Raw genomic sequence first — 12,742 nt, 5'->3', positions numbered from 1 at the left:
CGTGGATCGCTTCGTCACTGAGCTTCTCGCGATGACGATCGGTCCGTAAGCAGGCTTACTCCAACCTGATATTAGCGACCGCTGCGCAGCGTGCTGACGATCAGGCGGCGGAGCAGGACCGGCAGGCCGCTATGGCTCGATTTATGGTAGGGTGAGCTCTGATCCAGTTCCGCCGACAAGCGGCGATGCACTTCGCCCAGCGAATGGTACGGCACCCCCGGCAGCAAATGATGGAGCGCATGGTAGCGAAGCCCCACCGGCGCCCATAGCATCGGCAGCATTGCGGGCGGCGGCACGTTTACCGAATCAAGATATTGCGCCGTCACGCTCATCGCCTCGCCCTCATTCTCCCACAAATGAGCGACCAGCGTGCGGACCTGATTGATCACCGCGACCCCCGAGACCACGCCGATCATCACCAGAAAGGCATGCAGCGGCAGAATCCCGGTACACACAGCGGTGACGAGGCCGATCGCCCACAGCGTACACGCCGCCTCCAGCCGATGCCACCAGCGACGAAAATCGCCCTCGGGTTCGCGCCGGCGGTAATGCGGGTTGATCGACAGCGCCGAATAGCGTTCCACCACCGGCTTGCGCAGGGCCGGAAACAGCGCCGACAAAGGCGACAGGATGCCGAACCGGATCAGGAACCCGACCGGAGCGAGCGCAGCGACCAGAACGAACGTCGGCAGCGTCCACGGCTTCATCAGCGCGAGCGGCAGATATTCGGGATCGTCCGCCGTGCCATAGCGCGTGCGGGCATGATGCTGATTATGCACCTCTTCATACATGAAAGAGGGGGTGAGCATCGGAATGCCGACGATCAGGTTCCAGCCGAGATGAAATCCGGGCAGGCGACTCGGACGAATATGCGTCAGTTCGTGAATGAAGCTGATCGCGCGATACAGCGCCAGAACGGCGATGATGCCGGCGACGATCGCCACGCCCGTCTGCTGCTGCGTCGCGGCGACATACAGCGCGCCATAGCCGATGACCGCAGAGGCGATCAGGTCTGTCCAGTAGATCATGGCGCGCGGCGTATTGACGTCGCGCGACAATTCCGCCGCCTTACGCAGCAGCGCCCGGTCATCGGGCACATGCGTGGTCGAAGGCCGTACTACGGCTTCGCGCGCGGTCGAAACCGGTCCGCGGCCGTCAAGACGAATTGAGCTTTCCATAGCGGTCATATCTGCCCCAAGATAGTGGCGATACCGAGGCATTTACAGGCCGCTATCGCGACGGGACGCAAAGCCCGCCCGAATTGTGCCGCAACGCCGCTCTACATCCGCTTGACACCATCGTACGCGGCGAAGAGTGGAATCGCCAAACTTTCTGCGCCAAATTTTCTTCCGGGGACGAGCAGCGTGACCAGCCAGATTTCCATTCGACCCGTCATCACCAAAGCGGATCGCAAGACCTTTATCGACCTGCCCTTTCGCATCTATCGCGATGATCCGCACTGGGTACCGCCGCTGAAAGGCGAAGCGCTCGGCCTCATCACCCCGGAGAAAAACGGCTGGTTCAGCCATGCAGAGGCACAGCTTTATCTTGCCGAGCGCGGCGGGCGAGTCGTCGGACGTATCTCCGCCCATCTCGATACGCTGGCGCTCACCATGCCGGGCGAACAGGGTTTCGGTCCCGGCGTCGGTTTTTGGGGCCTGTTCGAGGCGGAGGATGCCGCCACCGCCGCGCTGCTGATCGAAACTGCTGAAGGATGGTTGCGCGACAAGGGCATGGTCCGCGCTGTGGGACCGATGAGCATGTCGGTATGGGAAGAGCCCGGCCTGCTGATCAAGGGCCATGACCATTCGCCGACCGTGATGATGGGCCATCACCGCGCCGAATATCAGGACTGGATCGAGGCGGCGGGCTATGCGCCGGTCAAGCAGCTCCTGACCTATGAGCTCGATATCACCCAGGAATTTCCGCCGATCGTGCAGCGGATCATCAAATCCGGCGAACGCAACGACCGTATCCGCATTCGCCCGGTCGACAAATCGAAATTCGATGCGGAAGCGGCGATCATCCTCGCCATTCTGAACGATGCCTGGGCCGATAACTGGGGCTTTGTGCCACTGACCCAGCCCGAGATCGACGATGTTGGCAAGAAGCTGAAGCCGATCGTGTTCAACGATCTGATCATGATCGCAGAACTGGACGACGAACCCGTCGCCTTCATGATCACGCTTCCCGACCTTAACGAAGCGATCAAGCCGCTAAACGGCTCGCTCTTTCCCTTCGGCTGGGCAAAGCTGCTCTGGTGGCTGCGCAAGCCCAGGGTACGCACCATGCGGGTGCCGCTGATGGGCGTGGTCAAGCGGCTGCAATCCTCGCGCATGGCGAGCCAGCTCGCTTTCATGATGATCGAATATATCCGCCGCGCCTCGGTCGAACATTATGGCGCGTCGCGCGGCGAAATCGGGTGGATCCTCGACGATAATCAGGGGATGGTGGCGATTGCGGAAACGATCGAAAGCCGGGTCAACCGCATCTATCAGGTGTATGAAAAGCCGCTCTGACCGGGCGGCTGATCTTCGGTAAGCGCCACGCGTGGATCTTAAAGGATCAGCGCGCCCTCCCCCCCTTTTTCGGCCAGCACGGCACCGATCGTTTCGAACAAAGCGTCCATAGCAACGGGTTTGAACAATACTTCATCCGCGCCGGTCTCGAGACAGCGTTCGCGAAGGTCGAGCGCGGTATCGGCAGTGACGACGATGATCGGCAGATTGCGTTTCGCATCCTGCCGCGCGCGAATCCGGCGGATCGCTTCGAACCCGTCCATGCCGGGCATGCGCAGATCGACCAGGATCACGTCGAAATCCTCCGCATCGATCTTGGCCAGACCGATATCGGCAAGCTCCGCCTCGGTCATATGCGCTCCCGCGACGTCGAGCATGTCGCGAACGACGCGGCGGTTCATCGGGTCGTCTTCGATGAAAAGAACGTTCACCGTTTCTGCGCTCCGGCATAGGTGTGTTTACAGATTACCACACCGGTATCGCCTTATGTGGCGCGCGATACAAGAGGTTGAATTTCAGGCTGTTCATCCGATTCTCCGAAGAGCCGGCGAACGAGCGCCGGTCCTGCGATCGGTTTGTCGATGATGTCATCAATCCCCGCCTCCATCATCCGCGCGCGCGCCGATGCGTTCGGCACCTTCCATAATAGCGTGATCGATACCCCGATCCTATGCGCCGCATGAGAAATTTCTTCAATAGTCTCAAATAGCTGCCCTTCATCATCGGCCAGACTTCCCGCGTCGAGCAGCACCTGCGCAGGCGGGCGCGCAGCGATCTGGGCAAGCATCTCGCCGGCGCAGCCGGCAAAGCGCAGATGCATGCCATGCCCCTCCAGCAGCTTGCGTAACATCCCGCGCGCGATCGGGTTGCGCTCCAGAATCAACAAAGTTCCGCAATCCGCCTCCCCCGTGTCCGTAACGTCCGGAGCCTCGGCAAGGACGAGCGGCAGGGTGACGATGAAGCGCGAGCCCGCCCCCGCTTCGCTTTCCACCCCGATCGTGCCGCCCAGCGCCGTGGCGAGATTACGACAGATCGATAGGCCTAGCCCGGTGCCGCCGAATTTCCGCGTGGTGCCGCCATCGACCTGTTTGAAGGATTCGAAAATATCCTCGCATTTATCCGCCGGAATGCCGATGCCCGTATCGGTCACCGTGATACGCAGATAGTCGAATCCGCCGATCCCGATCGCCTGTGCGGCCAGCGCTACCTTGCCCTGTTCGGTGAATTTGATCGCATTGGCGAGCAGGTTGAACAGGATCTGCCGCAACCGCCCGCTATCGCCCGTGATCCAGCGCGGCGTGTCGCCGATATCGAGGGCGAAGGCGAGGCCCCGGCTTCGCGCCTGATCGTGCCACACGGCCGCCACTTCGCGAAGCGCGGCGTGAAGGTCCATCGGTCGATGTTCGATGGTAAGCTTGCCGGTCTCCATCTTGGCGACGTCCAGAATGTCATCGACCAGCGCGCGCATGGTAATTCCCGCGCCGTGAATGACGCCCACCCGATCGCGCAGTTCGCCGGGAAGATGGCGATCAGCGAGCATCACCTGCGTCATGCCCAATATGCCGTTGAGCGGAGTGCGGATTTCGTGGCTTGTCGTCGCCAGAAATTCGGTCTTCGCCGCCAGCGCTTTTTCGAGCGCCGCATTGGTGTCGGCAAGTTCCAGCTTCGCTTCACGGTTGCGATTGCGGCTACGGCCGATCGTGACGAGACTGAACGACAGGACGATAATCAGAACCAGCGTGGCGCCGCCGATACTGGCGAACAACGTGCGCTGAAACCGCGCCGTCGACCGTTCGAACGCCACATTTCGGCGAAGTTCCTCGGCCTTCAGCTTGGCGATCCGCAATTCCTGATTCTGGAAATCGAACCGTGCCGCCGCCAGCGCCGCGTTGGTTGAACTCGCCACCTGCGTCGCTTCGTCGTTCAGCCGTTTTGCGATCTGAAGATGGCGGAGCGCGTCGGTATCGTCGCCGACAGCTGCATAAACCTGATAGGCGACGAACTGCTCATAATAGGAATCGACCTCGCCGGGTGGACGGTTGCCAAATATCCGGCCGATCACTTGCTTCGCCTGTTGCTTGCGACCCTGACTGAGCAACAGCCGCGCGCGTGTTGCCAGCATGGGATCGGACACCGTCGGTGCGACCGCAAAAGCGCGATTGAGATAGGCAGAGGCTTTTGCGAGATTGCCCGATTCGAGACCAGTGCGCGCGAGATTGTCGTAGATCGAGGCAATAAGCGATTGGCTCTTCAGCGTACGAGCCCCTTTCAGGGCACGAAGATATTGTGTCTCGGCATCGCTATAGCGTTCGAGTTGAAGAAGCACATTGGCGCGGTTATTGTGGAGATAGGTCGACAGGAGCACATCGGAGTCATAGATACTGCCCGCCTGCTCATAATAGCGCTCCGCTTTCTCGTTATCATTTGCCTCGGTGTACAGCGCGGCAATATTCTGAAGCGCAACCGACTGGCCGCGCCGATCGCCCAGTCTGCGGTAAATGTCATACGCAGAATGAAATTGCTCGAGCGCACCTGCCGGGTCTCCCCGGCTCATCAGCAGCGAACCTTGGGATATCTTTACATCAGCGCTTACTTTGACCGTTCTGGATAAGCCGGAAATTTCAGCCTCGGATCTACGCAGAAATGCTTCAGCCGTTTCCAGATTTCCGATCCGGATGTTTGCATCGCCATCAACCCAGAGGGTTTCAGCGATAATCATCTGCCTGATATCGCTTTCATCTCTTCGTTCCACGCTCTCGCGGAATCGCTGAGACTGCTGCAAAGCCTTTTTCGGGTTTTGCATGAGCGTCGAACGTAGTTCCGTGAGCTTCGCGCGATCTTTTGCCGACATTTCAGCAGCCGGAGCTCGCTCTTGTCCTTCGGCACTGACTGTCGTGCCGATGGTGGCCGCAACAACCAGCAAGCAAAAAACGCAGATCGATTGAATTCCAGCTCGCAAAAAGTGCCGGAAGCGGGTCACGCCAGTGCGCGCTTCCAGAAATCGCCGCCATTGCGCAGATTGGGCAGGCCGACCGGAGCGATCTTTCGATGCGCTTCTTCCTCGACATAAGCCAGAAAGGCATCGCGTCCCAACGGCCTGCTGATCAGATATCCCTGAACAAGATCGCAACCCATAACACTGAGCAGTGCCAGCGCGGCAGGTGTTTCGACACCTTCCGCCGTTACTTCCATTTCCATGGCATGGGCGAGGTCGATAGTGGATCGAACGATCAGCGGGTCCCGGTTGCTGCTGGTCAGTTGCGTGATGAACATCTTGTCGATCTTCAGTTCGGAAGCCGGCAACTGCTTGAGATAGGCCAGCGAAGACAGGCCAGCGCCATAATCGTCGATCGCCACCGGAACGCCGATATCGGCAAATTGCTGCAAATGCTTCAATGCGATCGCAGGATCGCGAATGACGGCGGTTTCGGTGATTTCAAAGCCGATTTTTGCCGAACTGCCCTCCAGCAATGCGCAAACCTGAGCGACGAATTCTGAATCGGCGAGCAGAACGCCCGAAATATTGACGAACACGGGAATGTCGTAACCGCGTTCGGCGAATATACGCTGGTCGTGAATGACCTGCTTTATGCACCACAAAGTGAGCGCGCAGATGCTGCCCGCTGCTTCTGCCGCGCTGATAAATTCGCCGGGCAGGATCAGTCCGCGGGTCGGATGATCCCAGCGGACCAGCGCCTCTGCGCTCGCAATCTCCTGACGCCGGACGTGAACTTTGGGCTGATATTGCATGAACAATTCGCCCGCCGCGATCGCCCGGGGCAGTTCGCGAACCAGCGCCGGGCGGTGCGACTGCAATTCCTCACGTGAGAGATCGAGCAGTACCGCCCTGTTCTCCTCGCGCGCCTGATCGAGCGCTGTTTCGGCTGCCTCGACCAGCCGTATATCGTCGCCTTCAAAAGCGGGGCACAATCCGCCTCCGATCGAAAGGCTCAGCAGATAGCGTTCTTCATCAAGCGCGAAGGGTGCTCTGAAATGATCTTCGAGCGACTGAACAACCTCTTCTGCTTCATGCGCGGTCGAACAATCGAATCTGATTTCGATCAGATTGCGTCCCGCCACCTCCACATCGGCAAATGAAAAACATTCCCTGATCGCTGCCTTTACCGCGCGAGCCAGTCCCGCAGCACGGCCCTGACCCAGGTGGCGTCGCAGCGAAGCAAAATTCGAAATTTCGGCAAGAATCAGGATGCGCCAGAAGCCCATGCCCGCCCGCTCGTCACGGCTATGCCCAAGCCGACTTACCCGCCCTGCGCCGTCTTTACGGACCGGCCTTCCCGGAACAGCGTCCACGGATACATGCTTCCCTCCACCTTGTTCGGTGGATTGCTCAACGCCCCTTTGGGGGTCAGCCGATTGCCGGCGGCCCGGCGGGACAGGTTGACGCGGCTTAATCATTTCTTTCCGCGCATAACTCCGGAGGGCTGAAAAAAAAGTTAATTTCCTTTGAACCCGCTCGCTCACGAATGCGCAATCAGAAAATTAATCTTGATTCAATGTTAACACATTGTTAACCTTTGCATGTGGGTGATTCGCCCCGATAGGGAGAAGTTTGATGTTCTCGATCCTGTTCAAGGACGGCTTGGGCGGCGAAATTCTTCGTCCGGTCTGAACCATTTTGCGTCGGGCGCGGCGCTGATCGCTTTGGTTCGCGCTGCCCCGACGTGTCTCCCTCGTTACTAATGAAATATTTGTAACGCCTGCGATCCTGTCTCGCGCGGCTGACGCCAAGCAGGCTTCAGCGTGCCGGACATGCCACCGGACGCAGCTTACGCCCTCAGGCAGCGCCTGCCGGCGCTCCCGTACCGCCTTTTTCCGTTTGCGCGTCCGCAGCGCTGGACTGTCCGGTCGCTACGGGGCAGAGCATCGGCGTCATGGCCGGGCGCGAACCACCTCCCGGCCGCCCCAATGTTCAGGGAGATTATTATGGCCGCAATCATGCTCGACACCCATCGCGTCGCAAAACCCTGGGGGCGTCATCGGCTCTGGCCGGGGTTCGAAAATCCCGCCGAAAAGGATGATCCGATCGGCGAGGTCTGGTTTCAGACGCCGCAGGGCGTTTCCGACGAGCTGCTGATCAAATATCTGTTCACGAGCGAAAAATTGTCGGTGCAGGTGCATCCCAATGACGCGGATGCGCAACAGGCGGGCTATAAGCGCGGAAAGGATGAGGCCTGGCTGATCCTCGATGCCGAACCCGATTCGACGATCGCGCTCGGTACGCTCGAACCGCTTAGCGCCGAGCAACTTCGCGCCGCGTCGCTCGACGGATCGATCGAGCATATGCTCGACTGGAAGCCGGTAAAGGCGGGCGATTATTTCTATTCGCAGGCGGGCACCGTGCATGCCATCGGCGCAGGCATCACGCTGATCGAAGTGCAGCAGAATGTCGACCTGACCTATCGCCTGTACGATTATGGGCGTCCGCGCGAACTGCATCTGGATGAAGGCGTGGCGGTATCGGCAGCAGCGCCGTTCGAACCGCTGCCGGTTCCCCCCTCGCCCGCGCCGAACCGGGGTTTGCTCGCGCAGGGACCGAAATTCGTGCTGGAGCGCTGGAGCGCAGGCGACTTCCATGCCCGGCTGGGTGCGGATCAGACCGCCTGGCTCGTTCCTGTCACCGGATCGGGCAGCGCGGACGATGTGGCATTTGCGGCGGGCCAGTGCCTTGCGATCACAGGCGAAAGCCGGATCACGGTTGCGGATGGCGGCGATGTTCTGTTCGCTTATCCGGGCGATCGTCTCGCAGCGATCGATTGATACGATACCGGGCGGCGTTTTGCGCGCCGCCCGGTCGGGTTTTAAAATTCCAGAACGATCTTGCCGAAATGCCTGCCAGACTCTTCGTGGCGGAACGCATCGGCGATGTCGTCGAGGGCGAAGCTTCGGTCGATAATCGGACGAAAGTCCATCACCTCCAGCGCGCGCACCATATCGCGCTGCTCGCGCCGGTTGCCGACGATCAGCCCGTGCAGCCGCACCTGCTTGCCCATCATCTTCGCGGTCGGCACTTCGCCGCTGCCGCCGGTCAGGACGCCGATCAGCGCGATATGCCCGCCGATCCGCACGGCATCGATCGATTGCGGCAGGGTGCCCGGGCCGCCGACCTCAACCACATGGTCGACACCGCGCCCGTCGGTGAGTTCACGCACCTTCGCGCCCCATTCGGGAGTGTCTTTGTAATTGAGCACATGTTCCGCGCCCATTTCGGTGAGCCGCTTCAGCTTTTCGTCGGACGAGGAGGTCGCGATCACCCGCGCGCCCATCGCCCGCGCCATCTGCACGGCAAAGATCGACACGCCGCCGGTGCCCAGCGCCAGCACCGTATCACCCGCCTTGATCCCGCCATTGACCACCAGCGCGCGCCAGGCGGTCAGCCCGGCGGTGGTCAGCGTCGCCGCTTCGGCATGGCTCCACCCTTTGGGCGCATGGGTGAAATAGCTCGACGGACGCACCACCAGCTCGCGGGCATAACCATCCACGCCATCGCCCGGCGTGGTGGAGAAATCGCCGATCACCGGCTCGCCATCTTCCCATAACGGGAAGAAAGTCGACACCACATGGTCGCCTGCCGCAAATTCCTCGACGCCCTCGCCCACTGCCTCGACGACACCCGCGCCATCGGCCATCGGGATGCGCCCGGCTTCGGAGGGCATTCGCCCCGATACGATCCCGAAATCATGATAGTTGAGCGAACTGGCATGGATACGAACGCGGACTTCACCCGCGCCGGGCCGGCCCGGATCGTCGGCCTGACCGACGCGCAGACTGTCGAGGCTCGCCGGATCGCCGATGCGCACTATTTTCATGAGAATGTCTCCTGGAAGGAATGGTCGCGGCTCAACCGCGCATCCCCGCCGCGAAGTTCCCGCCTCACTCCACCGTGACACTCTTGGCAAGGTTGCGCGGCTGATCGACATCGGTGCCCTTCGCCACCGCGACATGATAGGCGAGCAGTTGCACCGGCACGGCATAAACCAGCGGCGCGATCAGCGGATGGACGCGCGGCATTTCGATCGTCGCGACCGCATCCTCTCCGGCCGAAGCAATGCCGTCGGAATCGGAGATCAGCACCACCTGCGCCCCGCGCGCCTGCGCCTCCTTCATATTGCTGACCGTCTTGTCGAACAGCGGTCCCGACGGTGCCAGCACGATCAGCGGCACGCGGTCGTCGATCAGCGCGATCGGTCCGTGCTTCATCTCGCCGCTGGCATAGCCCTCGGCATGGATATAGCTGATTTCCTTGAGCTTCAGCGCACCTTCCAGCGCCAGCGGATAGTCCGGTCCGCGCCCCAGATAGAGCACGTCTCGCGCCGCCGCGACCGTATGCGCCATCGCTTCGATTTCGCCATCATGGCTCAGCGCCTCGTTGAGCGCGGCGGGCGATTCGATCAGCTGACGGACGATATCGGCCTCTTCTTCCGCCGATATCTTGCCCTTTGCACGGGCAAGATTGACCGACAGCGCCGCCATCACCGCCAGCTGGCAAGTGAACGCCTTGGTCGAAGCAACGCCGATTTCCGGCCCGGCATGGGTGGGGAGCAGCAGATCGACCTCGCGCGCCATGCTGCTGGTCGGCACGTTGATGATCCCGGCCGTGACCACGCCCGCCTCTTTCATATGGCGAAGCGCCGCGAGCGTGTCCGCCGTCTCGCCCGATTGCGATACGACCACGCCCAGCGTGCCGGGCAGCAATACGGGATCGCGATAGCGATATTCCGAGGCGACATCGACCTCGACCGGCAGGCGGGCAAATTGCTCGATCCAATATTTGCCGATCATGCCGACATAGCTTGCCGTGCCGCATGCGATGATCACGACCCGCTCGATATTGCCAAGGTCGAACGTCATATCGGGCAGCGCCACCTGCTCTTCGAGCGGGCGGAGATAGGAACGTAGCGTCTGAGCGACGACCATCGGCTGTTCGTAAATCTCTTTCTGCATGAAATGGCGGTGATTGCCTTTATCGACCAGAGCCGCCGAAGCGCCCGAATGGACGATGGGCCGCTCGACCGGCTGATTGTCGCGGTCATAGATCTGCACGCGGTCACGCTCGACCACCGCCCAGTCGCCTTCGTCCAGATACGCGATCCGCTGGGTCAGCGACGCAAGCGCATGCGCGTCGGAGCCGAGATAATTCTCCCCCTCGCCATAGCCGACCGTGAGCGGCGCTCCCTGCCGCGCGCCGATCAGCAGATCGGGATGGTCGGGGAAGAGCAGCGACAGGGCAAAGGCACCGTGCAGCCGGGGAAGCACTTCCGCCACCGCCTCGCGCGGCGATTTGCCCGCCTCGATCTGTTCGCTCACCAGATGCGCGACGACTTCGCTGTCGGTTTCGCTGGCGAAAACCCGGCCCCGCGCCTCAAGCTCCTGCCGAAGCGGACGGAAATTTTCGATGATGCCGTTATGTACGATCGCGACGCGGTCGGTGGCGTGCGGATGCGCATTGCTGGTCGTCGGCGCGCCATGCGTTGCCCAGCGGGTATGCGCGATGCCGATCGTCCCGGGCAGCGGCGCTTCCTGAAGCTCCCGTCCCAGATTGACAAGCTTGCCCTGCGCGCGCCGCCGCTCGATCCTGCCATTGACGATGGTGGCGATGCCTGCAGAGTCATAGCCGCGATATTCGAGCCGCTTCAGCCCTTCGAAAAGACGCTCCGCAACCGCTTCGCGCCCGATAATCCCGACAATCCCGCACATAGCTGCAATACCACTCCTGAACTTCGTTATCCGCGCCTATGCCATGGGGCGCACGTGTAGAGACAATTTAACCGCCGCGCTTCTTCGCGGCCATGATTGCCCGGAATTTTGCCGCCCAGCCGGGCTTCGCCTCCTGCGTCCCGCGCGCAAGCACCAGCGCATCCGCTTCGACATCGCGCGTCACGACCGACCCTGCCGCGACGATCGCACCGTCACCGATCGTCACCGGCGCGACCAGCGCGCTGTTCGACCCGATAAACGCCCCTGCCCCGACCACCGTGCGATATTTCAGGAAGCCGTCATAATTGCAGGTGATCGTGCCCGCGCCGATATTCGCCTCCGCGCCCACCTCGGCATCGCCGAGATAGGTGAGATGGCTCGCTTTGGCACCCTTGCCCAGCCGTGCATTCTTCACCTCGACGAAATTGCCGACCTTGGAATCCGCTTCCAGCACCGCGCCGGGGCGAAGCCGTGCGAACGGGCCGACATTGGCCCCGCCTGAGACACTGGCGCCCTCGACATGGCTGAAGGCATGGATCACCGCACCGTCGGCAATCTTCGCGCCGGGGCCGAACACCACATGGGGTTCGATCACCACGTCCCGCCCGACCTCGGTATCATACGCGAACCAGACCGTTTCAGGCGCGATCAGCGTCGCGCCGTCCGCCATTGCCCGCGCGCGGCGGCTCTGCTGCCACGCACCCTCCACCATGGCGAGTTCGGCGCGCGAATTGACGCCGGCGACTTCGCTCGCATCGGTCTCGATCACGGCGGAAGCGCGCCCGTCGGCCGCGGCCAGCATCACGATATCGGGCAGATAATATTCGCCTGCCGCATTGTCATTACCGACCCTGTCGAGCAGCGCAAACAGATCGCGCGAGCGCACCGCCATCAATCCTGAATTGCAGAGCGTTTCGGCGCGCTCCGCCGCATTTGCGTCCTTGAATTCGACCATTTTGGCGATCCGGTCGCTGCCCGGTTCGACGATCACCCGGCCATAAGCGCCGGGATCGGCGGGGCGGAACCCCAGCACCACGACCGCCGGAGAATCCGCGCCATGCAGCCGCCCGGTCAGCCGCTGCATCGTCTCAGCGCTCACCAGCGGCACATCACCATAGAGGATCAGGACATCGCCGTCGAAATCGCCAAGCGCATCCTTGGCCTGCTGTACCGCATGACCGGTGCCGAGCTGCTCCACCTGATGCGCGGTTGCGACACCATGGGGCGCCGCCGCGCGCTCCACCTGATCGCGTCCGGCACCGACCACCACCACCGTCTTTTCCGGGTTCAGCGTTTTCACATTGTCGATCAGGTGCAGCAGCATCGGCCGTCCGGCGATCGGGTGCAGCACCTTGTGCAGGTCCGATTTCATCCGCGTGCCCTTGCCTGCGGCAAGGATGATGGCTGCGATCGTGGAATTGCTCACTTCACTGTCCCTGGTGCCTGATGCGTCGCCACCGCTCCTGCCATGCAAGCCTTGCCTTTGCCATAGCGCTACGGGCAATGAA

At 61.5% G+C, this 12,742-nt stretch carries 9 protein-coding genes; 2 read left to right on the top strand and 7 right to left on the bottom strand.

The annotated features are described in order from the left end of the window. Positions 1 to 71: 71 nt before the first annotated feature. Entirely contained in the window at positions 72 to 1,178 is a 1,107-nt protein-coding gene (locus EV664_RS11960) for a fatty acid desaturase family protein (protein WP_373287516.1), read from the bottom strand. Between the two features lie 186 nt (positions 1,179 to 1,364). Between EV664_RS11960 and EV664_RS11955 the strand changes: the two genes are divergently transcribed. Then, positions 1,365 to 2,519: an N-acetyltransferase gene (locus EV664_RS11955; protein WP_133495957.1), complete on the top strand. Its 1,155-nt coding sequence runs from the start codon at positions 1,365 to 1,367 to the stop codon at positions 2,517 to 2,519. Between the two features lie 38 nt (positions 2,520 to 2,557). Here EV664_RS11955 and EV664_RS11950 read toward each other — a convergent pair whose 3' ends face one another. From EV664_RS11950 to EV664_RS11940, 3 genes are all read right to left on the bottom strand, one after another. After that, positions 2,558 to 2,950 (bottom strand): response regulator, encoded by a 393-nt coding sequence (locus EV664_RS11950; RefSeq protein WP_133495956.1) that lies wholly within the window; start codon positions 2,948 to 2,950, stop codon positions 2,558 to 2,560. Between the two features lie 53 nt (positions 2,951 to 3,003). Next, the gene (locus EV664_RS11945; RefSeq protein WP_162848838.1) at positions 3,004 to 5,238 is read right to left on the bottom strand and encodes an ATP-binding protein; all 2,235 of its coding nucleotides are present in this window, start codon (positions 5,236 to 5,238) and stop codon (positions 3,004 to 3,006) included. A 257-nt stretch (positions 5,239 to 5,495) separates the two neighbouring features. Further along, positions 5,496 to 6,830 (bottom strand): GGDEF domain-containing phosphodiesterase, encoded by a 1,335-nt coding sequence (locus EV664_RS11940; RefSeq protein ID WP_229668238.1) that lies wholly within the window; start codon positions 6,828 to 6,830, stop codon positions 5,496 to 5,498. Positions 6,831 to 7,463: 633 nt separating this feature from the next. On the opposite strand from EV664_RS11940, the gene EV664_RS11935 reads away from it, so the two are divergent. Next, positions 7,464 to 8,297 (top strand): class I mannose-6-phosphate isomerase, encoded by an 834-nt coding sequence (locus EV664_RS11935; protein ID WP_133495954.1) that lies wholly within the window; start codon positions 7,464 to 7,466, stop codon positions 8,295 to 8,297. A 41-nt stretch (positions 8,298 to 8,338) separates the two neighbouring features. On the opposite strand, the gene EV664_RS11930 is transcribed toward EV664_RS11935, so the two are convergent. The 3 genes from EV664_RS11930 to glmU form a co-directional block, all read right to left on the bottom strand. Then, positions 8,339 to 9,346: a zinc-dependent alcohol dehydrogenase family protein gene (locus EV664_RS11930; protein WP_133495953.1), complete on the bottom strand. Its 1,008-nt coding sequence runs from the start codon at positions 9,344 to 9,346 to the stop codon at positions 8,339 to 8,341. A gap of 64 nt (positions 9,347 to 9,410) precedes the next feature. Next, entirely contained in the window at positions 9,411 to 11,234 is a 1,824-nt protein-coding gene (gene glmS / locus EV664_RS11925) for a glutamine--fructose-6-phosphate transaminase (isomerizing) (protein ID WP_133495952.1), read from the bottom strand. Positions 11,235 to 11,301: 67 nt separating this feature from the next. Further along, a complete protein-coding gene (glmU, locus tag EV664_RS11920; RefSeq protein ID WP_373287514.1) occupies positions 11,302 to 12,606 on the bottom strand; it encodes a bifunctional UDP-N-acetylglucosamine diphosphorylase/glucosamine-1-phosphate N-acetyltransferase GlmU in 1,305 nt (434 codons plus the stop codon). Positions 12,607 to 12,742 lie beyond the last annotated feature (136 nt).

The sequence above is a fragment of the Stakelama pacifica genome, assembly GCF_004361835.1.
Taxonomy (GTDB): domain Bacteria; phylum Pseudomonadota; class Alphaproteobacteria; order Sphingomonadales; family Sphingomonadaceae; genus Sphingomonas; species Sphingomonas pacifica.
This window is presented reverse-complemented; position numbering and strand designations above follow the sequence as displayed.